Origin of the sequence: Halomonas sp. LES1, from assembly GCF_031846005.1 — a bacterium.
GTDB lineage: Bacteria > Pseudomonadota > Gammaproteobacteria > Pseudomonadales > Halomonadaceae > Halomonas.
The window spans coordinates 589,051-610,996 of sequence record NZ_JAVRGC010000003.1 but is presented as its reverse complement, the minus strand read 5'-3'; the positions used below and the strand labels follow the sequence as shown (position 1 = coordinate 610,996).

Below are 21,946 nucleotides of genomic sequence, written 5' to 3'. Positions count from 1 at the left end.
TGAAGGAGCGTGAAGCCCCCTGGTGGCAATCCGTGGGGCTCTCAACCCAAGGAGAACGTCATGCTGGATCTGATTACTCACTCGGCAGGGCATGTCGTGGCGATGAAGGCGGGAGGCGTCGTCACCGCAAGCGAGTTGCAGCGTGCCATCGATGCCATCGAGGCCGCCAAGCAGAACCATCCGCTGGTCAGCATGGTGGTCGAAATCGATAACCTGCGCTGGATGACCCTCGGTGCGCTGCTCAAGGATGTCGGTTATGGTCTGACCCAGCTCGGTGACCTGAAGCGTTACCACCGTGTGGCCGTGGTCACCGACCAGGCCTGGCTGAAACATGTCGCCCATCTGGAAGAGCGCCTCTTCCACACGTTGGAGATCCAGACCTTCGCCAAGCGCGACCATGCCGCCGCCATGGCCTGGGCGGCCGAGCTTCCCAGGGGAGCCCACGAGAGCCCGGAGGAGGATGGCTATCACGGCGCCTGAGCCGGATCACGCTCGCTGGTCGATACCTGGCCGAGATGGTAGTTTCGAGAGAGACGGTGTCGAGAGGTGATGAATGGGTGAGCGGCGCGCGCCCCATCTGGTGGTGCTGACAGGAGCGGGAATCAGTGCCGAGAGCGGCATCCAGACCTTTCGTGCATCGGATGGTCTGTGGGCCAACCACCCCGTCGAGGAGGTGGCCACCCCCGGTGGCTGGCGGCGCGACCCCGCCCGGGTGCTGGCCTTCTACAATGCGCGGCGAGAGCAGGTGCGTCGAGCGCGTCCCAATGCCGCCCACAAGGCCCTGGCGGCATTGGAACAGCAGGGCTTTCGGGTCAGCATCATTACCCAGAACATCGATGATCTGCATGAACGGGCCGGTTCCCGGCATGTCCTGCATCTGCATGGCGAGATTCTCAAGGCGCGATCCACGGTGGATCGCCGCATGCACTATCCGCTGCCGCGTGGCGGCATCGCCCTGGGGGATGTGTGTGACAAGGGCAGCCAGCTGCGCCCCGATGTGGTGTGGTTCGGCGAGGATGTGCCCCACTTTCTTGATGCCTGCGAAATCGTGGCCGAGGCCGATCTGGTGCTGGTGGTGGGTACCTCGCTCGAGGTGATGCCGGCCGCCTCACTGCTTCAGCATGCTCCCTTCGACGCCGGCTGCGTGCTGGTCGACCCCGAGGCCGAGGCGCTGGCGCCACCCGGTGTCGCCCGGCTCAGGCAGCCCGCCGGCAGGGGGGTGCCGGCGCTTGTCCGGCACTGGCGGCGTGAGGGGCGGCTGTGGGTACCCGAGGCGCTGCTGGAGGAGTGAGGCGCCAGGGGCATGCTAGAATGCGCCCCCGATTTCTCCCCGGACAGGCCATCATGCAGGACGACTTCCCTCACGAGTCCGAGACGTTTCACGAGCCCGAGACCCCGCCGGCGAACGCTCCTCGGGCTGGGCTTTCCCGCGACCCGGGAACCGGGCTCACCCGCGACCCCGGAACCGGGTCTACTCGTGACCCCGGAACCGGTCACCCACGCCCACCACGCCGCGAGTTCAAGGCGCGAGGGAGCTTCGTCGAGCGTTGCCCGGGGTGCAACCTGCCGATGCTCAATTGCCTGTGTCCCTATCGAGTGCAGGCCAGAAGCTACGCCCGGGTGTGGCTGCTGACCCACTCCATGGAGCATTTCAAGCCTACCAATACCGGACGGCTGATCCAGGATGTGCTGCCCGATACCGAGGTGTTCACCTGGTATCGCACCGCGCCGGACGAGCGCCTGCTGGCGCTGCTGGACGACAAGCGCTTCGCGCCCTTCGTGGTCTTTCCCGATGATCAGCCCGACTATGCCGAGCGCGTGGTCGACATCGACGCCGTGACCGAATCCCGGGCGGCGGGTCGCATTCCCGTCTATCTGCTGCTCGATGGTACCTGGCGCCAGGCGCGACGGATCTTCCGCAAGAGCCCCTATCTGGATACCCTGCCGGTGTTGCCATTGCGCACGGAGCGCTTGACGCGCTACCGGTTGCGCAAGCCCGCTTCCAGCTCACATCTGTGTACCGCCGAGGTGGCCGCCGAGCTGCTGCGACAGGGGGGCGACGAGGAGGCCGCCCTGGCCCTGGACGACTATTTCGACGCCTTCAACGAGTGCTATGCCGCCAGTCGGCGCTTCGAGAAGATCGAGGCGCCGACCGCGGCGATGCGGCGTCTGTTGGCAGGCCAAGAGTAGTTCCACCGCCTCAGCCGTTGTCCGAGAAGATCTCCAGCGCCAGATCGTGGGAGCGGCCAAGCCATATGGCGCCCTGGGTATGATCGAAGAGGTCGTCATCGCTGCCGAGATGCACGAAGACATCCAGGTCGCCGCGATTGAGGGCCAGCCAGGGCACCAGCTCACCGAACTGCTCCGGCGCGAAGGAGAGTTGGCAGCTCCATAGGGGATGGGGTCCTACCGGTCGCTCATGAAAGCGGCCCACCTGAATATCGAAGCGCGTGGCGCAGGCGCTGGCGAGGCGCCTGGCCTGGGCCAGGCCATCTGCATCCGAGTAGTAAAGATGCGCGTGGTAGTAGCGAATGACGCTTGTATCGATCAGGCCGTCGGCCGTCTGGTCAGGCATATCACTCCCCCCTTGTCGGGTGTCTCGTGGCGATCTCGGTCAGCCTGGGCGGCATTGTGATCAGGTCCGGTGGCTGGGTCAGCCGCTGCCGAACAGGGTTCCTGCGATGCGGAAACCGGCGATCCAGGTACCGGCGGCGGAGCCCAGGGTGGCGGTCAGAAACACCAGCAGGGTGCGTGAGACCCGGTTGTGCCACCACCCCTTGAGGTGGGTGACATCGTGGCGCAGCGTGGAGAAGTCGCGCACCTTGGGCTTGCGCAGGTAGAGCTCCACCCCGGCCGCGACGAAACCGGCCCCGATGGTGGGGTTGAGCGAGGTGAGCGGCGCGGCGAAGAAGGTGGTAATGACCGTGAACGGGTGGGCCAGGGCCACCAGGGTGGCCCCCGCCGAGAGCACCCCGTTGATCAGGAACCACTCCGCCACCAGCTGCCAGCCGAGGCCGGTGTTGCGTGAGAAGCCGATGGCGAAGCCGGTAAGCACCAGGGCGGTGATCACCCAGGGCAGTGCCTTCCAGATCTTCGACGGCGGCGGCGTGGCCTCGAGTCGCTGACGCTCCTCGGCCGGCTGTGGCGGCAACTCGTCGGCGAAGTGATCGGCCATGCCCTGCATATGGCCGGCACCTATCACCACCAGCACATTGCGATAGCGCCCCGGCGGCGCCTCCTCGGCCAGGCGCAGCACCATGTAACGGTCACGCTCACTGATCAGAGGGGTATAGAGGCTCTCTGACTCGGCCGCGAATTCGCTGAAGGTGGACTCCAGCACGTCGCCCTCCTTGAGGCGCTCGACCTCCTCGGGGGAGACCTCCTGGCGCGACAGCACGCTACCCAGCAGCCCCGAGAACAGCGAGAAGCGCTGCCACCAGGGGACGTTGTGATAGATGCGCTTGAGGGTCACGCCGACATCGCGGTCGATCAGCAGCAGCGGCAGCGCCGCCCGCTGCGACTCCTCCAGGGCGGCGCGCATCTCGGCCCCGGGCTCGATGCCGGACTGTTCGGCGAGGCGCTGCTGGAAGGCGCCCAGCGCCAGGCTGGCGGCCACCACGCCGGCCTTGCCCTGGCGGAAGACCTGGAACAGGTCCTGTTCGGCCAGGGCGTCGGGATTGGTCATGCTGTGATGGCGGGAGTCACACAGCTCGATGGCCACGGCGTCGAACTCGCCCGAGCGGATCAGTCGGCGCACGTCCTCGGCGCTCTCGGCGGAGACATGGGCGGTGCCGAGCAGGGTATAGCGGGTCTCGCCGATCTGCAGGACCCGCTGCGGGCCGCTGGTGGTATCGTCCGGGCGTGTCGGCATGGGGGCCTGGGTCTCGGTCATGGGGGCTCGGCTCGAAGAAGTGAGAGCTCGATTATCCATGAACGCTCCCGCCGGGCCAAACCTCCTGCATACCGGCACGGGGCGATCGCAGATGGCAGCACCGCCCAAGGCGGCGGGCCGTCACCCTGTCGGTGACTGTGATAGCCCTGCGCCGTGGCTCGGCTAGCGGCGCCAGAAGGCGGGGGTGAACAGCACCAGCACGGTGAAGATCTCCAGGCGGCCCAGCAGCATGGCCAGCACCAGAATCCACTTGGCCAGATCGGGCAGGTCGCCGTAGTGGGCCGAGGCCTCGCCCAGGGCGGGGCCCAGGTTGTTGAGCGCCGACCCCACCGTGGACCAGGCGGTCACCTGGTCGACCCCGGTGGCCATCACCCCCACCAGCATCAGGAAGAACAGCATCACGTAGACGGAGAAGAACCCCCATACCGCCTGGGCGATGCCGTCCGGCACGCTTACCCTGCCGATCTTTACCGTGATCACCGCACTCGGGTGGATCAGGCGCATCACCTCACGCATGCCCTGCTTGAGGATCAGGATGATGCGGATCACCTTCATGCCGCCGGCGGTGGAGCCCGAACAGCCTCCCACGAAGGCGGCCATGAACAGCAGGAAGGGCAGGGCGCCGGGCCACAGCGAGAAGTCGGTGACGGCGAAGCCCGTGGTGGTGGCCACCGAGACCACCTGAAACAGGGCATGACGAAGACCGAGCTCGGTCTCGTAGGTGCCGGTCAGCCAGAGGGAAACGGCGGCGATGGTGGTCAGGCCGGCAAGGAACAGCAGCAGGAAGCGTGCCTCGGGGTCCTCGAAGTAGTGCAGCAGGCTGCGCTCCCGCCAGGCGATGAAGTGCAGGCTGAAGCTGACCGCCGACACCATCAGGAAGAACACGCAGATCAGCTCGATGGCGGCGCTGTCGAAATAGCCGATGCTGGCGTCGTGGGTCGAGAAGCCGCCGATGGCAACGGTGGAGAAGCTGTGGCCCAGGGCGTCGAACCAGTCCATGCCGGCGGCCATGTAGGCGAGCATGCAGGCGATGGTCAACGAGGCGTAGATGTACCACAGGGCCTTGGCGGTCTCGGTGATGCGCGGGGTCAGCTTGGAGTCTTTGAGCGGGCCCGGAATCTCGGTGCGATAGAGGGCCATGCCACCGACCCCCAGGGTCGGCAGGATCGCCACCGCCAGCACCACGATCCCCATGCCGCCCAGCCACTGCAGCTGCTGGCGATAGTAGAGGATCGATTCGGGCAGGTGGTCGATGCCGGTGATCACGGTGGCGCCGGTGGTGGTCAGCCCCGAGAAGGATTCGAACACCGCATCGGTCAGTGTGAGCGCCGACTCGCCGGCCAGCATCAGCGGCAGCGAGCCGAACAGCGCGAGCACGCTCCAGAACAGCGCCGCGATCAGGAAGCCATCGCGAGTGCGCAGCTCCTTGAGGGCGCGGCGGTTGGGCAGAAACATCAGGGCGCCGGTCGCCACGGTGATGCCGATGGCCACGGCGAAGGCATCCCACTGGCCGTCGGCGAACAGCAGCGAGATCAGGATCGGCGGCATCATGGTCAGGCTGAAGAGCATCAGCAGCAGCCCCAGGATACGCAGCGTCATGCGCAGGCTCATCGGACGGCTCTCCTTGCGTCGTGGGCTATCAGAAGAAGGTCAGCCCGACCTGAAACAGTCGCTCCACATCGCGGATGCGGCGCTTGTCGATCACGAACAGGATGACATGGTCGCCGGACTCCACCACCACATCATCATGGGCGATCATCACCTCCTTGCCGCGCACGATGGCGCCGATGGTGGAGCCCCGCGGAAGATCGATCTCGCCGATGGAGCGCCCCACCACCCGGGATGACTGGATATCGCCATGGGCGATGGCCTCGATGGCCTCGGCGGCGCCGCGGCGCAGCGAGTGGACGTTGACGATATCACCACGGCGTACATGGGTCAGCAGGCTGCCGATGGTGGCCTGCTGGGGCGAGATGGCGATATCGATCTCGCCGCCCTGGACCAGGTCGACATAGGCGGCATTGTTGATCAGCGTCAGCACCTTCTTGGCCCCCATGCGCTTGGCCAGCATCGACGACATGATATTGACCTCGTCGTCGTTGGTCAGGGCACAGAAGATGTCGCACTCCTCGATATTCTCCTCCTCGAGCAGGCGCTTGCTGGTGGCGCTGCCGTGCAGGACGACGGTGCGGTCGAGGCGTTCGGAGAGCACCGTGCAACGCTTCAGGCTGTGTTCGATGATCTTCACCTGATGGCTGTGCTCCAGGTGCTCGGCGAGGCGTTCGCCGATATTGCCGCCGCCGGCGATCATGATGCGACGGAAGTCGCGGTCGAGGCGGCGCAGCTCGCTCATCACCGCGCGAATATCGCGCCGGGCGGCGATGAAGAAGACCTCGTCATCGGCCTCGATGACGGTATCGCCCCGCGGGATGATCGGACGGTTGCGCCGGTAGATGGCGGCCACCCGGGTGTCCACGCTGGGCATGTGGCGGCGCAGGAAGGCCAGGTCCTGGCCCACCAGGGGGCCGCCGTAGACCGCCTTGACCGCCACCAGCTGCACCAGGCCACCGGCGAACTCCAGCACCTGCAGGGCGCCGGGGTATTCGATCAGGCGGCGGATATGGTCGGTGACCACCTGCTCGGGGCTGATCAGCACATCGATGGGCACCGCCTCGTGGGCAAACAGCCCGCGGCGGGTGAGATAGGCGGTGGCCCGCACCCGGGCGATCTTGGTCGGGGTGCGAAAGAGGGTGTGCGCCACCTGGCAGGCGATCATGTTGACCTCATCCTGGCTGGTCACCGCGATCAGCATGTCGGCGTCTTCGCAGCCGGCCTGACGCAGCACCATGGGGTAGGAACCGGGGCCCACCACGGTGCGGATGTCGAGCCTGGTGTGCAGCTCGCGCAGCTTGTCGCCGTCGGTGTCGACGACGGTGATGTCGTTCTCCTCGCGGGCCAGGTGTTCGGCCAGGGTGCCGCCGACCTGGCCGGCGCCGAGAATGATGATCTTCATCGCGTGAGGGTTCCGCTGGGTCGAGGGGCGGCGACAGCTGTTGCGCCGCAGCACGTGGCGGCTAGCCTAAACCAGCCGCCACGGGAAGGACAGGGGCCGGAGTCAGTCCAGGGTGAAGCCGACCTTGATGGTGACCTGCCAGTGCTGCACCCGGCCATGCTCGATATGGCCGCGGGTATCGATGACCTCGAACCAGCGCATGCCGTGCAGGCTCTCGCTGGCCTTGCCGATGGCACTCTCGATGGCCTGCTGAATGCCTTCCTCCGAGGAGCCGGTCAGCTCGACATGCTTGTAGATATGGTTGCTGCTCATGATCCCTCCTGCACGTGTCGATGGTGTTTCCTGCTTGAGGCGGGCCCTTCTGTGAGCCTGACCCTAGCGTTTCCTTAGTCTGGCATAGAAGAAGCCATCGTGACTGTCGGCTTCCGGCAGCAGCTGCTGCCCGGCACCGGCGGGGCGGCCCCAGGCGACGTCACGCGGTGTGGTCGCCTCGGCATCCGGGGTGCGCGCCATGAAGGCGGCGACCTGCTCGCTGTTCTCCTCCGGCAGTACCGAACAGGTCGCGTATAGCAGGGTGCCGCCGGGGCGCAGCAGTGGCCAGAGGTTGTCGAGCAGGCGGGCCTGGAGCTCGGCCAGTGCCTTGATATCCGAGGCGCGGCGCAGGCGCTTGATATCCGGATGGCGCCGGATCACCCCGCTGCCGGAGCAGGGGGCGTCGAGCAGGATCGCCTCGAAGGGGGTGCCGTCCCACCAGTCGCGGGCGGTGGCATCACCGTGGGCCAGGCGGGCCTTCAGGCCGAGGCGCTGCAGGGCGTCCTCGACCCGGGCCAGACGCTCGGCGTCGCTGTCCACGGCGTGCATGTCGATATCGAAGACCTCCAGCAGATGGCTGGTCTTGCCTCCCGGGGCGCAGCAGGCATCCAGCACCCGGGCGCCGGGGCGGGGAGCCAGGGTCGGGCCGAGCAGCACCGTGGCAAGTTGGGCGGCCTCATCCTGAACGCTGACGTGGCCGGCGTCGAAGCCGGGCAGCTCGAAGACGTCGCAGGGGGTCTCCAGGGTGATGCCATCCGGCGCATGGGCGCACAGTCGTCCCTCGAGGCCCGCCGCGTCAAGGCGCTCGAGATAGGCCTCGCGGTCGCCATGGCGGCGATTGACGCGCAGTGTCATGGGGCCGGGGACATTGTTGGCCTCGGCCACGGCGCGCCACTCATCCGGCCAGGCCTGGCGCAGCGACTTGAGCAGCCACTTGGGGTGCAGCAGCGCCACCGCCGGGTCGCGGTCCACGTCGGCTAGCAGGGCGGCGGATTCACGCTGCAGGCGGCGCAGGCAGCCGTTGAGCACCCGGGTGGCCCACTCCTTGCCGATCAGGCGAGCGGCGCCGGCGGTCTCGCCGACGGCGGCGTGAGCGGGTATGCGCAGGTAGAGCAGCTGATAGATGCCCACCAGCAGCAGCGCCTGGACATCGGCATCACGCACCTTGAAGGGCTTGTTCAGCAGCCTCCCGGAGAGTGCCTCGAGGCGCGGCAGGGTGCGACAGACGCCGAAGCACAACGCCTTGAACAGGGCGCGGTCGCGGGCTACCACCTGATGGTCATCGAGGCCGGCAAGCGACCCCTTGCCGGTGATCACCGGTACCAGGGCGCGAGCGGCGGCGGCGCGGACCGCCAGGCCGCCGTCATTCTCCAGCCCACGCGAGGCGGCGCGGCGCGACTTGCCGTTGGAGGGGGGCTGACTCATGAGGAGGTCTCCTCGTGATGGTGGCCGAGGCGCAGGCCAGCTGGGAAACGGTCGGCCCGGGCGTGCAGCAGATCCTTGACCGGCAGTGCCTTGCCACCGGGCAGCTGGGCGCGGGTGACTCGCAGCACCTCACGGCCCTCGGGGCCACAGGCGATGCGCAGCGCGTCGTTGTCATGCTCGAGCAGGGTGCCGGGCGCGGCGGGAGGCTCGTTAGCGGCGAGATCGCTCGCCTCGGCCATCAACAGGCGCAGGCGGTCGGCCTCGAAGGCGCACCAGGCCACCGGCCAGGGGTTGAAGGCGCGCACGCGAGCGGCCAGTGCCGCGGCAGGCTCGCGAAAGTCCAGCTCGGCCTCGGCCTTGGAGAGCTTGGCCGCATAGGTAACGCCGGCCTCGGGCTGCGGGGTGGCCGTGAGGCCCTCCTCGGCGAGGGCATCCAGCGCCTCGACGATCGCTTCACCACCGAGTGTCGCCAGGCTGTCGTGAAGCTCGCCACCGGTGGTCGTGGTGGTGATGGGGGTGCGTCGCACCAGCAGCATGTCGCCGGTGTCGAGCCCGACATCCATCTGCATGATGGTGACACCGCTCTCGGCGTCGCCGGCCTCGATGGCGCGCTGGATGGGCGCCGCACCACGCCAGCGCGGCAGCAGCGAGGCGTGGATATTGAGGCAGCCGAGCCGCGGCGTATCGAGCACCGCCTTCGGCAGGATCAGGCCATAGGCCACCACTACCATGATATCGGCATCGATGGCGGCCAGTTCGGCCTGAGCCTCGGTGGGCTTGAGGCTCTCGGGCTGGTAGACCGGTAGTTCGTGCTCCAGGGCGAGCCGCTTGACGGGGCTCGGCGTCAGCCTGCGGCCGCGCCCGGCGGGGCGGTCGGGCTGGGTATAGACGGCGACGATGCGGTGGCGGCTGGCCAGCAGCGCCGCGAGGCTCTCGGCGGCGAAATCGGGGGTGCCGGCGAAGATGATATTGAGGGGTCGGGACATGGGGACAGCCTGGCCGTAAGTGGATACCTGCATGATAACGGAGCTTGCCGTAAACGACGAAGGCCGACGCGTTCGGCGTCGGCCTTCGTGAAGCTGGCGGCGGGGCTCAGGCGTCCTGCATCAGCTTCTGGCGCTTCTGCATCTTCTTGATCACCCGGTCGCGCTTGAGCGGCGAGAGGTAGTCGACGAACAGCACACCCTCGAGGTGATCCTGCTCGTGCTGGATACAGTGCGCGAGCAGGCCATCGGCTTCCAGCTCATAGGGCTGGCCGTCGCGATCCAGTGCCTCGAGGTGAACACGCAGGGCACGGGGCACATCGGCGTAATACTCGGGGATCGACAGACACCCCTCCTGCATCGGCTCGCGCTCTTCGCCGATGGGCGTGACCTCGGGGTTGATCAGCACCAGGGGACTCGAGCGATCGTCGCTGACGTCCATGACGATGACGCGGCGGTGCACGTCCACCTGGGTGGCGGCCAGGCCGATGCCCTGGGCGTCGTACATGGTCTCCAGCATATCGTCGACCAGCCGGCGCACCTCGTCGTCGACCGCTTCCACCGGCGCCGCCTTGGTGCGCAGGCGCTCGTCGGGATATTCGAGGATAGGTAATTTGGCCATGGCGTTGGTTTCACCGTTATGCTGTCATTTACACAATGACACTAATTCCAGGTGTGATGCGTACGTCGGCGACAGGGCCGAGAGTCGCAGCACGTCGATAACATCAGACTATATCACGCCGGTAGCGTTCCATGGCATCGGTCGGTGACACGCGGGGAGAGCAGGGATGAGGCAGATGGTGGACGGCAAGTTGCGACGCGCGTGGTTGGGCCTGGCGGCGGGGCTTGGCCTGGCCGCGGCCGCCGGCGTTCAGGCCCAGGGGCTGAGCTGGGAGGATGGCCTGCGCGGTGATGCCCCGGACCGCTATACCGTGGTGCGGGGTGACACCCTGTGGGATATCTCGGGACGCTTCCTGCGCCACCCCTGGCAGTGGCCCGAGGTGTGGCAGGTCAACCCCCAGATCCGTAATCCGCACCTGATCTACCCGGGGGACGTGGTCTACCTCTATGACTGCGATGGTCGCCCCTGCATCGGGCTCGAACGCGGCCAGGGTCAGGTGCGGCTCTCTCCGGAGATGCGCACCATTCCGCATCGCGAAGCGATTGCCCCGATCCCCCTGGAGGATATTCGCCACTTCCTGCGTGAACACCGCATCGTCGATGACCCCGAGGCCCTCGAGGAGCTGGCCTATGTCGTAGGGGGTGATGACCGCCGATTGATGAGTGGCGTGGGGGATCGGCTCTATGCGCGGGGCGAGGTGCCTGCCATTGGTCGCGTAGGATTCTATCGCGTGGGGGAGCGCTTCCTGGATCCGGCCAGCGGTGAGCTGCTGGGCCTCGAGCTGGAGGGGGTCGGTCAGGCACGCCGCGAGCGTCAGGAGGCCGAGATGGCGGTGCTGGAGGTGACCTCTTCGCAGCAGGAGGTGCGCAACGGCGATATCGTGCTGCCCCTGGAGGATCGAGGTCTGGTGACCGAGTTTGTTCCCCGCGCGCCCGAGCGCGAGGTGGAAGGCACCATCCTGGCGGTGCCGGGTGGCGTGCAGTTCATCGGTCGCCTGCAGGTCGTGGCGCTGGATCGCGGCCGTCGTGACGGACTCGAGCCCGGCCATGTGCTGAGAGTCGAGCAGCGTGGCGAACTGGTCAGCGACCCGCGTACCGGCGAGCAGCTGCGCCTGCCGGGGGAGGATGCCGGGCTGGTGATGGTCTTCAAGGCCTACCAGAAGATGAGCTACGGCCTGGTCATGGAGGCCAGTCGAACGCTGGCCGTGGGGGATCGAGTCCACAACCCGCGGCGGGCGGTCAGCGCCGCCCTGCGCTGAGGCCTGGCAATGGCGATGCCTGCCCTCGGCACCCGGGAGTGGCTGGCCCTGACGGGCCTGCCGGGGCTCGGTGCTGGGGCACTGGCCGAGCTGCTCGCCCGGCAGCCGCAGTGGCCCGATGGCTGGCTGGCGGTGTTGCCGCGACGGGCCGCCACGGAGTTGCGGCTATGGCTCGACCACCCCGCGCGCAGCCCGCTTGAGGCCCGGGTGGACGCTGCCCTGGCCTGGGCGGCGGCCAGTGACGACCACCATCTGCTGCACGCCGGGCACCCCGCCTGGCCAGGCCTGCTCTCCGAGATTGCCGACCCGCCTCCGCTGCTGTGGGCCTGGGGTGACCTCGCCAGCCTGGCGCCTCCCAAGCTGGCCATGGTGGGGTCGCGTCGCGCCACCCGCGAGGGGTTGACCAATGCCGCCGGCTTCGCCCGTGAGCTCGCCACACGGGGCTGGTGCGTGGTCAGCGGCATGGCACTGGGTATCGATGCCGCCGCCCAGCAGGCCGCCCTGGATGCCGGTGGCACCAGCGTGGCGGTGCTCGGCTGTGGCGTCGATGTGATCTATCCCCCGCGCCACCATCGGCTGCATGTCCGACTGCGTGAGGCCGGGGGACTGCTGCTTTCCGAGCATCCGCCCGGTACCCCGGCCCGGGCCGGTTTCTTCCCGCGTCGCAACCGTATCGTGACCGGGCTCAGCTGTGGGGTGCTGGTGGTGGAGGCGGCCGAGCAGAGTGGCTCGCTGGTCAGCGCACGACTGGCCGGTGAGCAGGGCCGTGAAGTGTTCGCCCTGCCGGGCTCGCTGCATAATCCTCAGGCGCGAGGCTGCCTGCGGCTGATCCGCGAAGGGGCGGTGCTGGTGCGTGAGGTCGATGATATTCTAGCCGAGCTTACCCAGTGGCAGGCTCCGGTAACGCCCGCCACGATGCGTGCCGAGGCCCCCGGTCGGGATGATGACCCACTGCTGCGCTGGCTGAGCGGGACCCCGACGCCGGCCGACGTGCTGGTGGGACTGACCGGGCTCGATATCGCCGAATGCCAGCGGCGCCTGCTGACACTGGAGCTCGAAGGGCGTGCGGCACGGGTCGCCGGTGGCTGGGTGCGCCTCTCGGCGGCGTGATAGAATCCTCGGCCATTCGCGCCCAGCCGAGTGAGGAGAGCCCATGAGCCAGGCCCATCAGATCGAGCAAGCCGCCGTTGCCCTGCGCCAGGGTGGGGTGATCGCCTATCCCACCGAGGCGGTCTGGGGGCTGGGTTGCGACCCCGACAGCGAGGAGGCCCTGGCCAGGCTGCTGCGTCTCAAGCGGCGTGACCCCGCCAAGGGGGTGATCCTGGTCGCGGCGAGCATCGAGCAGTTCGGCGCGTGGCTGGAAGGGCTGCCCGCCGAGCGGCAGGCACCGCTGGCGGCCAGCTGGCCTGGGCCCAATACCTGGCTGGTGCCCCACAACGGGCGCAGCCATCCCCTGGTGCATGGCGAGCATGATCGAGTGGCCCTGCGCGTCAGCGCCCACCCCCTGGTGGCGGCGCTCTGCGAGGCCTTCGGTGGCCCCATCGTTTCCACCTCGGCCAACGTGGCCAGCGAGCCGCCGGCGATGAGCGCCGACGAGGTGCGCACCCTCTTCGGCACCGGACTCGATGCCATTGTCGAGGGGGAACTCGGTGGTCTCGCGCGTCCCAGCACCATTCGCGATCTGGTCAGTGGCCGAGTGCTGCGCTCCTGACCCATCCACTCTTCTTTCATCCTGCCTGGAGGCACCGTTGGCCCACCCGCAACTCGAAGACGTCAAGACCTATCTGCTCGATCTGCAGGAGCGCCTGTGCAGCGCCCTGGCTGCCGTGGATGGCGGCGCGGTGTTCCACGAGGATGCCTGGCAGCGCCCGGGGGGCGGTGGAGGCCGCTCCCGTGTGATCGAGAAGGGGCGAGTGTTCGAGAAGGGGGGCGTCAACTTCTCGCACGTCTACGGCGAACAGCTGCCACCCTCGGCCACGGCGGCCCGCCCCGAACTGGCGGGGCGCAGCTTCCATGCGGTGGGGGTCTCCTGGGTGCTGCATCCCGAGAACCCCCATGTGCCGACGAGCCATGGCAACGTCCGCTTCCTGATCGCCGAGAAGCCCGGCGAGGCGCCGGTATGGTGGTTCGGCGGCGGCTTCGATCTGACCCCGTTCTACCCGGTGCACGAGGATGTGGTCCATTGGCATCGGGTCGCCCGGGATGCCTGTGCCCCCTTCGGCGAGGAGGTCTACCCGCGCTACAAGGCGTGGTGCGACGACTACTTCTATCTGAAGCATCGCGACGAGACCCGCGGCGTGGGTGGGCTCTTCTTCGACGACCTCAATGAATGGGGCTTCGAGCGCAGCTTCGCCTTCCAGCGTGCCGTGGGCGACGCCTTCCTCGAGGCCTACCTGCCGATCGTGAAACGCCGGGTCGATACGCCCTGGAGCGAACGCGAGCGCGACTTCCAGCTCTATCGCCGTGGACGCTATGTGGAGTTCAATCTGGTGTGGGATCGCGGCACCCTGTTCGGGCTGCAGAGCGGTGGGCGCACCGAGTCGATCCTGATGTCGATGCCGCCGCTGGCGAGCTGGGAGTATGACTGGCACCCGGAGCCCGGCAGTGCCGAGGAGTGTCTCTACCGCGACTATCTGCGCCCCCGTGACTGGCTCGGCGAGCAGGCGGGGCGAAGCCAGGGCCAGGAGGAGGACGGAGCATGACCGATCGCTACTGTGTCTTCGGCCACCCGGTGGCCCACTCGAGATCGCCGTTTATTCATGCCGCCTTCGCCGAGCAGACCGCCGATACCATCGAGTACACCGCCATCGAGGCGCCGCGTGACGACTTCCCCGGCGCCTGGCGGCGCTTCACCGCCAGCGGTGGGCGCGGCGCCAACGTCACCGTGCCCTTCAAGGAGGAGGCGTTCCGCCTCTGCGACACGCTCAGCGAGCGTGCCCGGCGTGCCGGAGCGGTCAACACCCTGATCTTGGGAGGGGACGGCCAGACCCATGGCGACACCACCGATGGCATCGGCCTGGTGCGCGATCTGGAGCGCCATGGCGTGAGGCTGGCCGGGGCGCGCATCCTGGTGCTCGGTGCCGGTGGCGCGGTGCGTGGCATTCTGGAGCCGCTGCTGGCCGGACACCCGGCGAGCCTCCTGGTGGCCAATCGCACCGCCGCCAGGGCCGAGGCCCTGGCCACTGACTTCCGGGACCTGGGCGAGATCGCCGGGGGTGGCTTCGACAGGGTGGAGGGGCCGTTCGATCTGGTGATCAACGGCACCAGCGCGAGCCTGGCGGGCGACCTGCCGCCACTGCCCGAGGGACTGTTCGCCGCCGGCGCTACCGCCCACGACATGATGTATGGCGCCGAGCCCACGGTGTTCCTGCGCTGGGCAGGTGAGCGCGGCGCCCGCACCGTGGATGGCCTCGGCATGCTGGTGGAGCAGGCGGCGGAGTCCTTCTTCCAGTGGCGCGGCGTGCGACCCGATACCGCCCCGGTGCTGGAGGCGCTCAGGGCCGCGCTTTAATCATTCGGGGCTATCGCAGTTAAGGTTATCGCCTAGGGCTGATCCGTCGACAGGTCCCCGGCGCCCCTTGCTAGAGCCAACAGCGATAGACCTGCTGAATAATCAGCGGCGTTTGACATAGAGCCCCATCATGCACAACGCCAGGCCGATCAGCGACAGCAGCATCCCGCCATTGACCAGCCAGGGGTAGCGCTGCAGCCAGGAGACGAAGGGCTGGGGGGCGTCGCGGCACACCCCTTCCAGATAGTCCCAGTGGCCCCCCGAGAGCGTGCACTCCCGCACGCTCGAATACTCCCAGAAGTAGACGCCCATCAGTGCCAGCATGGGGACGATCAGCAACAGAAGTCCGAGTCTCAGCATCTCAGGACCTCGCGCAGCTGGGCGTGCGGCCGGCCTGACGGGCGCGCTCGTAGCGGTTCAGGGCATCGTCCATGAGCGCCTGCAGGTCCTGGGTACGCTGACCGTGGCTGGGGTGGCTGGAGAGCCAGGCGGGGGGCTGGGCACCGCCCTGGGCGCTCATGTTTTCCCATAGCGACAGGCTGGCGCGAGGATCGAAGCCGGCCTCCGCCATCAGGTAGAGACCGAGCTCGTCGGCCTCGCTCTCGTGACGCCGCGAGAAGGGCATCAGGATGCCGTACTGGGCGCCCATGCCCAGGGCCCCCATGACCTGCTCGCCACCCGCTCCCTCGAGGCCGGCGGCCGAGGAGAGCACCGATAGCCCGAGCTGGGTGGCGGTCTGGGTGGAGACACGCTCGTTGGCGTGACGGGCCAGCACGTGGGTGATCTCGTGGCCGACCACCGCGGCCAGCTGGTCCTGATTGCGGGCGACCTCCAGCAGGCCGGTATGGACCCCCATATAGCCCCCGGGCAGGGCGAAGGCGTTGGCCGATTCATCCCGGAAGACGCGGATCTGCCAGTCCTGGGACTGACGCTGCTCGGGTGGCAGCGCACGGACCAGGGCATCGGCCACGCACTGCACGTAGCGCTGGGTGGCGCCGCCCACCATGGGGCGCTCCTGCTGATATTGCTCGAAGGCCTGGGCGCCCATCTGATCGAGCTGGTCGTCCGACACCAGGGTCAGGCGCTGACGCCCGGTGGGGGAGGTGGTGCAGGCGGCGATGGTCAGGCACAGCGCGCCGATGGCGAGGGGTTTGAGCCAGCGCATGGCGGGTCTCCTTGGTGGGCAATGACATCCAGCCTGTAAGACGCTGGACGAAGGTCCGAGTTCGCCACAAGATACTCTGAACGCTTGCGAGGTCAACCGTCGCTTACGGATTCAAACTGCCTCAGGGAGGCATGTCCCCAGCCAGCCCCGAAGGGGTAGCACTCCCTGGGACTTCACGAAGGAGAAGCCAATGGACGCTGAGCTGACGCGTCGCCTGCTGCACCTGCTGGATCGCGTAGAGCACTGGCTGCCGCCGGCTCCGGTGGAGGTGGACTGGTCGCGGGATGTGGCCGCCCTGTGGCAGCGTCATGCCCTGGGAGGGCGCCTGCTGCCGGTGCCGCCCCGGGATGCGCTGGGCCTGGACGACCTGATGGGCATCGAGCGCCAGAAGCTGGCCCTGATCGACAACACCCGGGCCTTCCTGCAGGGGCTGCCCGCCAACCATGCCCTGCTGTGGGGCTCCCGGGGCAGCGGCAAGTCGTCGCTTGTCCGAGCCCTGCTCAATTGCCTGGCCGATGAGGGCCTGCGCCTGGTGCAGGTGGATCGCCACGACCTCTCCGGTCTGCCAACGCTGGTGGAGCAGCTGCGTCACCATGACCAGCGCTTCGTGGTCTACTGCGACGACCTCTCCTTCGAGGGGCACGACGATGCCTACAAGGCATTGAAGAGCGTGCTGGACGGTGCCCTGACCGGCCCTCCGCCCAATGTGCTGCTCTACGCCACCTCCAATCGCCGCCATCTCCTGCCCGAGTCGATGAGCGACAACGCTGGGTCGAGGCTGGTGGGTGACGAGCTGCACCACGGCGATGCGGTGGAGGAGAAGATCTCGCTCTCCGACCGCTTCGGGCTCTGGCTGGGCTTCCACCCCTTCAACCAGGATGTCTATCTGGAGGCGTGCTGTCACTGGGTCTCCCAGCTGGGCCACCCCGAGGACTGGGGCACCGAGGCGCGGGCCGAGGCGATCCGCTTTGCTACCCTACGGGGTGGGCGCAGCGGACGCACCGCCTGGCAGTTTGCCAACCACTGGGTGGGTCGCCGGCGGCTGCACGACAGGCAGTAAACACGAATCAGCAGACACGAAGGCGCCCGGCTCGTGCCAGGGATTTCCTGAAAGCGGGCCGGGCGCCTGTGATCGAGGGGGGACGGGGTCAGCGGCGGCTGTTGCGAGCCTCCTTGGTGCGCGAGAGCTCGCGCTTCTTGGCCTTCTCGCGGTCGCTGGCGCCTGCCATCTTGTCGTAGGGGTTCTTGCCGGAGCGGAACTCGAAGCGCATCGGTGTGCCGCGCACCTTGAGCACCTTGCGGAAGGTGTTGGTCAGGTAGCGGCGATAGGCCTCGGGCAGGGACTCGGTCTGGTTGCCGTGAACCACGATGATCGGCGGGTTGCTGCCGCCCTGGTGGGCCATGCGCAGCTTGATCCGGCGGCCGCGAATCATGGGCGGCTGGTGCGACTCCACCGCGTCCTGCAGGATGCTGGTCAGGCGGTTGGTGGACCAGTGGGCGTTGGCCGAGGCGAAGGCGCGCTCCAGCGACGGATAGAGGTCACCGACTCCGGTGCCGTGCAGTGCCGAGATGAAGTGCAGGTCGGCATAGTCGGCGAATCCCAGTCGACGCTTGATCTCGGCGCGCATCTTCTCCTTGGCCTCGCTTTCCAGGCCATCCCACTTGTTGACCGCCAGCACCAGGGCGCGGCCGGTGGTCAGCACGTAGTCGAGCAGGTGCAGATCCTGCTCCACCAATCCCGAGCGGGCATCGAGCACCATGATGGCGACATGACACTCCTTGATCGCCTCCAGGGTCTTGATGATGGAGAACTTCTCGGCCACTTCACGGACATTCTTGCGGCGCCGTACGCCGGCGGTATCCACCAGCACATAGGGCTTGCCACGGCGCTCGAAGGGGATCTCGATGGCGTCTCGGGTGGTGCCGGCCTCGTCATAGACCACCACTCGCTCCTCGCCGAGCAGACGGTTGACGAGGGTCGACTTGCCGACATTGGGGCGCCCGATGACACCGATGCGGATGCCCTTGGTGCCGGTGTCCGCCGGAATGCTCTCGTCGCGCTCCGGGAAGGGGGCGAGCACCTCGTCGATCAGCGTGGTGACATTGCGACCATGGGCGGCGGCGATGGGACGCGGCTCGCCGAGGCCCAGCTCCCAGAACTCGGCGGTGGCGCTGTCCTCGTCGAGACCGTCGGTCTTGTTGACCACCAGCCAGGTCTTCTTCTGGTTGACCCGCAGGTGGTTGGCGATGGCCTCGTCGGCGACATTGAGGCCGGCTCGGGCATCGACCAGGAACAGCACGATGTCCGCCTCGTCGATGGCGGCCAGTGACTGCTCGGCCATGGCGGCATCGATGCCCGCCTCGTCGCCGCTGATGCCTCCGGTGTCGATCACCGTGTAGGCCTTGCCGCCGAGCATGCCGTTACCGTACTTGCGGTCCCGGGTCAGGCCCGGGAAGTCGGCTACCAGGGCGTCGCGAGTACGGGTCAGGCGGTTGAACAGGGTCGACTTGCCCACATTGGGCCGGCCGACCAGGGCGATCACGGGTGTCATCGGATATCCAGGGTCTCGAGGGTGCCGTCATTGGCCAGCACATGAATGCGATTGCCGTCGGTGACCGGGCGCACGCCGATGCCGGAGCCGTCGATACGCTCACGGCCGACCATCTCGCCGCTGCGTGCGTCGATCAGGTGCAGGTAACCGTCGAAGTCACCGAACACCAGCTTGCCATCGGCAAAGGCCGGTGAGGTAGGCCGACGGCCTTCCAGCACGGTGCTGCGCCAGACCTCCTCTCCGCTGTCGGCGGCCAGGGCCAGGATGCGTCCCGACTCCTCGACCACGAACAGGAAGTCACCCACCACCAGGGGGGTGTGGTAGCTGGAGAGCTCCCGGGCCCACAGGGGTTCGCCACGGGTCGCTTCCAAGGCCACCAGGCGGCCGTTGTAGCTGGTCACGAAGAGGCGACCGTCGGGGGTCAGCACCGGCTGGCCGGCGAGGTCCACCAGGCGCTCGATATCGCTGCGCCCTTGTGCCACGGCGATGCGCCGCTCCCACAGCGGCTGGCCGCTGCGGTTGTCCAGTGCCACCAGGCGGCCGTTGGCGAAGCCGGCGAAGGTCACCGGGTCGATGGTCGTGGGGGTGCCGGTGCCGCGCAGGGTCAGCGAGGGCAGGCTGGCCTGATAGCGCCAGCGCTCATCGCCGCTGTCGCGATCCAGGGCGGTGATGGAGCCGTCGACGCTCTGCACGATCAGCAGCTGCTGATTGGGCTGGGGGGCGGCCAGCACCTCGCTGGGCACGCGGGCACGCCAGCGCACGCTGCCATCACGCTGGCTCACCGCCAGCACCTGGCCGTCGCGGGTACCCAGGTAGATATCCCCGGCTACCGCGGTGAGGGCGCTGGAGACCGGCACCTCGAGCGCCGTCTCCCAGCGAGTGTCGCCGGTATCGGCATCGAAGGCGAACAGCTCCCCCTGGTAGTCGGCGGCGAACAGGGCTTCGCCCTCGCGAGCCGGTGCGATGGGATAGGCGGCACGCCCCAGGCCGTCACCGGCGCCCTCGCGCCAGGCGGTGTCGAGCTCCGCGCTCGCCGCGAAATCTCTTAGCTCGGTAGGCGGATACTGTGGTTCCACCTGGCTGCCGGCACAGCCGGCGAGCAGCGTCAGGCCCGCAAGGGTGGCGATCAGGAAGGTCGGTTTCATGCGTCCAGCCCCCGGTTGTCATGGCTTGTGGTATCGAGGTTCGATGTTTCCAGAGCCGAGCCTTCGGGATCCGGCGACTCAAGCCCCAGGTTGTCGAGCTTGAGCTGCACGCCGTAGAGCGGCTGGTCGTTGGTCTCGGCGAGACGCAGTGCCTCACGCCAGGCGGTGGCGGCCTCTTCGCGACGCTCGAGGGCGTGATAGGCATCGCCGCGCACCTCGGCCCGCTGGGCGGCCAGCGCCTCGGGGACACCACTCTGCAGGACGTTCAGTGCCTGATCGGCGTCGCCCTCGGCGACCAGCAGTCGTGCCAGGCGCAGCCGCGCCAGGCCGGCCACATAGTCGTCCGAGCCGGCATCCGCCAGGGGCTGCAGGCGCTCCCGCGCGCCGGCCAGATCACCCTGGGCGACCGCCAGGCGGGCATCCATCAGGCGCGCCAGGTCGGCATACAGCGTCTTGCCATGCTCATCGACGATCTCCTCCACCAGGGCGCGAGCCTCGGGGAGCTGCGCCTCATCGAGGTCGTTGCCGGCGGTCAGGTTGACCAGTTGCTGGTAGCGCATCGAGGCGGCGGTGGCCTGGTTCTCCTGATAGCCCTGCCAGGTATTCCAGCCCAGCACGCCCGCGGCGGCCAGGGCCACGCCGGCCACCAGCGAGAGGCCATTCTCCTTCCACCAGCGCTTGAGCGCCTCGACCTGTTCTTCCTCGGTTCTCAGCTCCGCCACGGGCGGTCTCCTTGTGTGTCTGGTATGGGCCTTCAGGCCAGCAGATCGCGCAGCTCGTCGACCAGGGCATCCCGGGCCAGGCTGCGCTGGTCACGCTCCTCGCGCAGGAACTTCAGGGTCGCGGTGCCGCGGGCAAGCTCGTCCTCGCCGAGCAGCAGGGCCAGGCGAGCGCCGCTGCGGTCGGCCTTCTTGATCCGGCTCTTGAAGCTGCCGCCACCACAGTGCAGCTGGGCACGCAGGGTCGGCATCTCGCCACGCAGCCGCTCGACCAGCTGCAGGGCGGCGCCGGCCGCGGCATCGTCCATGGGCAGCACATAGAGGTCGAGTTCGCCGCGGGCGGCATCGGGAATCAGTTCAAGGGTCTCGAGCAGCAGCACCAGGCGTTCGATGCCCATGGCGAAACCTACCGCCGGGGTCGGCTTGCCCCCCAGCTGTTCCACCAGGCCGTCGTAGCGGCCGCCGGCACATACCGTGCCCTGGCTGCCGAGCGCGCGGGTGGTCCACTCGAAGACGGTGCGACTGTAGTAGTCGAGACCGCGCACCAGGCGCGGGTTGATCACGTAGTCGATGCCGGCGGCATCGAGCAGGGCGCGGAGCGACGCGAAGTGCTCGCGGGACTCGGCGTCCAGATGATCGAGCAGCTGGGGAGCGCCGGCCAGCATCTCGGCCATCTCAGGGTTCTTGGAGTCGAGGATGCGTAGCGGATTGCTGGTGAGGCGGCGCCGGGAGTCTTCATCCAGCAGCTCGTGATGCTGCTCGAAGTAGGCCACCAGGGTGTCGCGGTAGGCGGCGCGAGCCTCGGAGGAGCCCAGGGAGTTGAGCTCCAGGGTGACATGCTCCATCAGCCCCAGCTCGCGCCACAGGCGTGCCGAGAGCAGGATCAGCTCGGCGTCGATATCCGGCCCCTCGAGACCGAAGCTCTCCACGCCGACCTGATGGAACTGGCGGTAGCGCCCCTTCTGGGGGCGCTCGTGGCGGAACATCGGTCCCTGGTACCACAGGCGCTGGGTCTGGTTGTGCAGCAGGCCATGCTCCATGGCGGCGCGCACGCAGCTCGCCGTGCCCTCGGGGCGCAGGGTCAGGCTGTCTCCGTTGCGATCCGCGAAGGTATACATCTCCTTCTCGACGATATCGGTCACTTCGCCGATGGAGCGGGAGAACAGTGCGGTCTGCTCGACGATAGGGGTGCGGATCTCGGCATAGCCGTAACGGGCCATAAGATCGCGGACCTTGCCTTCGAAGTACTGCCACAGGGCGGACTGCTCCGGCAGCAGGTCGTTCATGCCACGAATGGCCTGGATCTTCTTGGCTGGCGCCTTGGAACTTGCTTGGGACTTGCTCAACGG

At 67.8% G+C, this 21,946-nt stretch carries 23 protein-coding genes; 9 read left to right on the top strand and 14 right to left on the bottom strand.

Annotation, left to right across the window (positions count from 1 at the left end):
* The first annotated feature begins 60 nt into the window (after window positions 1–60).
* The 3 genes from RM463_RS10270 (at window position 61) to RM463_RS10260 (ending at window position 2,190) form a co-directional block, all read left to right on the top strand.
* Complete coding sequence (locus RM463_RS10270; RefSeq protein WP_311429926.1) at window positions 61–480, top strand: STAS/SEC14 domain-containing protein; 420 nt, start codon at window positions 61–63, stop codon at window positions 478–480.
* Between the two features lie 73 nt (window positions 481–553).
* On the top strand, window positions 554–1,291 hold the full coding sequence (locus tag RM463_RS10265) for an NAD-dependent deacylase (RefSeq protein ID WP_311429925.1): 738 nt from the start codon (window positions 554–556) through the stop codon (window positions 1,289–1,291).
* A gap of 53 nt (window positions 1,292–1,344) precedes the next feature.
* Window positions 1,345–2,190: a DTW domain-containing protein gene (locus RM463_RS10260; RefSeq protein ID WP_311429924.1), complete on the top strand. Its 846-nt coding sequence runs from the start codon at window positions 1,345–1,347 to the stop codon at window positions 2,188–2,190.
* Window positions 2,191–2,200: 10 nt separating this feature from the next.
* On the opposite strand, the gene RM463_RS10255 is transcribed toward RM463_RS10260, so the two are convergent.
* From RM463_RS10255 to def, 8 genes are all read right to left on the bottom strand, one after another.
* Window positions 2,201–2,575: a DOPA 4,5-dioxygenase family protein gene (locus RM463_RS10255; protein ID WP_311429923.1), complete on the bottom strand. Its 375-nt coding sequence runs from the start codon at window positions 2,573–2,575 to the stop codon at window positions 2,201–2,203.
* A gap of 78 nt (window positions 2,576–2,653) precedes the next feature.
* Complete coding sequence (locus tag RM463_RS10250; protein ID WP_311429922.1) at window positions 2,654–3,892, bottom strand: TraB/GumN family protein; 1,239 nt, start codon at window positions 3,890–3,892, stop codon at window positions 2,654–2,656.
* 162 nt (window positions 3,893–4,054) lie between these two features.
* A complete protein-coding gene (locus tag RM463_RS10245) occupies window positions 4,055–5,503 on the bottom strand; it encodes a TrkH family potassium uptake protein (RefSeq protein WP_311429921.1) in 1,449 nt (482 codons plus the stop codon).
* 28 nt (window positions 5,504–5,531) lie between these two features.
* Window positions 5,532–6,905: a Trk system potassium transporter TrkA gene (gene trkA, locus RM463_RS10240; RefSeq protein WP_195689169.1), complete on the bottom strand. Its 1,374-nt coding sequence runs from the start codon at window positions 6,903–6,905 to the stop codon at window positions 5,532–5,534.
* Window positions 6,906–7,007: 102 nt separating this feature from the next.
* Window positions 7,008–7,217: a dodecin gene (locus tag RM463_RS10235; RefSeq protein WP_195689170.1), complete on the bottom strand. Its 210-nt coding sequence runs from the start codon at window positions 7,215–7,217 to the stop codon at window positions 7,008–7,010.
* Between the two features lie 63 nt (window positions 7,218–7,280).
* Entirely contained in the window at window positions 7,281–8,642 is a 1,362-nt protein-coding gene (rsmB, locus tag RM463_RS10230) for a 16S rRNA (cytosine(967)-C(5))-methyltransferase RsmB (protein ID WP_311429920.1), read from the bottom strand.
* Complete coding sequence (fmt, locus tag RM463_RS10225; protein WP_311429919.1) at window positions 8,639–9,628, bottom strand: methionyl-tRNA formyltransferase; 990 nt, start codon at window positions 9,626–9,628, stop codon at window positions 8,639–8,641. Before fmt ends, rsmB begins: the two co-directional genes overlap by 4 nt.
* A 106-nt stretch (window positions 9,629–9,734) precedes the next feature.
* Window positions 9,735–10,247, bottom strand: a complete 513-nt coding sequence (gene def / locus RM463_RS10220) for a peptide deformylase (protein ID WP_311429918.1) — start codon at window positions 10,245–10,247, stop codon at window positions 9,735–9,737.
* A 175-nt stretch (window positions 10,248–10,422) separates the two neighbouring features.
* On the opposite strand from def, the gene RM463_RS10215 reads away from it, so the two are divergent.
* The 5 genes from RM463_RS10215 to aroE are packed head-to-tail and all read left to right on the top strand — an operon-like array spanning window position 10,423 to window position 15,016.
* Window positions 10,423–11,505 (top strand): LysM peptidoglycan-binding domain-containing protein, encoded by a 1,083-nt coding sequence (locus RM463_RS10215; RefSeq protein ID WP_409228547.1) that lies wholly within the window; start codon window positions 10,423–10,425, stop codon window positions 11,503–11,505.
* Window positions 11,506–11,514: 9 nt separating this feature from the next.
* Window positions 11,515–12,615, top strand: a complete 1,101-nt coding sequence (gene dprA / locus RM463_RS10210; RefSeq protein ID WP_409228440.1) for a DNA-processing protein DprA — start codon at window positions 11,515–11,517, stop codon at window positions 12,613–12,615.
* Between the two features lie 43 nt (window positions 12,616–12,658).
* The gene (locus RM463_RS10205; protein WP_311429916.1) at window positions 12,659–13,216 is read left to right on the top strand and encodes an L-threonylcarbamoyladenylate synthase; all 558 of its coding nucleotides are present in this window, start codon (window positions 12,659–12,661) and stop codon (window positions 13,214–13,216) included.
* 37 nt (window positions 13,217–13,253) lie between these two features.
* The gene (hemF, locus tag RM463_RS10200; RefSeq protein ID WP_311429915.1) at window positions 13,254–14,207 is read left to right on the top strand and encodes an oxygen-dependent coproporphyrinogen oxidase; all 954 of its coding nucleotides are present in this window, start codon (window positions 13,254–13,256) and stop codon (window positions 14,205–14,207) included.
* On the top strand, window positions 14,204–15,016 hold the full coding sequence (aroE, locus tag RM463_RS10195) for a shikimate dehydrogenase (RefSeq protein ID WP_311429914.1): 813 nt from the start codon (window positions 14,204–14,206) through the stop codon (window positions 15,014–15,016). The genes hemF and aroE overlap by 4 nt, the downstream gene beginning before the upstream one ends.
* A gap of 102 nt (window positions 15,017–15,118) precedes the next feature.
* Here aroE and RM463_RS10190 read toward each other — a convergent pair whose 3' ends face one another.
* Complete coding sequence (locus RM463_RS10190) at window positions 15,119–15,376, bottom strand: hypothetical protein (RefSeq protein WP_311429913.1); 258 nt, start codon at window positions 15,374–15,376, stop codon at window positions 15,119–15,121.
* Window position 15,377: 1 nt separating this feature from the next.
* Entirely contained in the window at window positions 15,378–16,181 is an 804-nt protein-coding gene (locus tag RM463_RS10185; protein WP_311429912.1) for a M48 family metallopeptidase, read from the bottom strand.
* Between the two features lie 190 nt (window positions 16,182–16,371).
* Here RM463_RS10185 and RM463_RS10180 point away from each other — a divergent pair, with 190 nt between their 5' ends.
* Complete coding sequence (locus RM463_RS10180) at window positions 16,372–17,241, top strand: ATP-binding protein (protein WP_311429911.1); 870 nt, start codon at window positions 16,372–16,374, stop codon at window positions 17,239–17,241.
* An 88-nt stretch (window positions 17,242–17,329) separates the two neighbouring features.
* Here the strand turns inward: RM463_RS10180 and der are convergent, their stop codons facing one another.
* From der to hisS, 4 genes are read right to left on the bottom strand one after another with little or no spacing between them, the layout of a single operon-like run.
* Window positions 17,330–18,733 carry a ribosome biogenesis GTPase Der gene (gene der, locus RM463_RS10175; RefSeq protein ID WP_132043619.1) on the bottom strand — a complete coding sequence of 468 codons (1,404 nt, stop codon included), beginning with the start codon at window positions 18,731–18,733 and terminating at the stop codon, window positions 17,330–17,332.
* Window positions 18,730–19,878 carry an outer membrane protein assembly factor BamB gene (bamB, locus tag RM463_RS10170; RefSeq protein ID WP_195689181.1) on the bottom strand — a complete coding sequence of 383 codons (1,149 nt, stop codon included), beginning with the start codon at window positions 19,876–19,878 and terminating at the stop codon, window positions 18,730–18,732. Before bamB ends, der begins: the two co-directional genes overlap by 4 nt.
* Window positions 19,875–20,600: a tetratricopeptide repeat protein gene (locus tag RM463_RS10165; RefSeq protein ID WP_311429910.1), complete on the bottom strand. Its 726-nt coding sequence runs from the start codon at window positions 20,598–20,600 to the stop codon at window positions 19,875–19,877. The genes bamB and RM463_RS10165 overlap by 4 nt, the downstream gene beginning before the upstream one ends.
* 32 nt (window positions 20,601–20,632) lie before the next feature.
* A complete protein-coding gene (hisS, locus tag RM463_RS10160) occupies window positions 20,633–21,943 on the bottom strand; it encodes a histidine--tRNA ligase (RefSeq protein WP_267491313.1) in 1,311 nt (436 codons plus the stop codon).
* Window positions 21,944–21,946 lie beyond the last annotated feature (3 nt).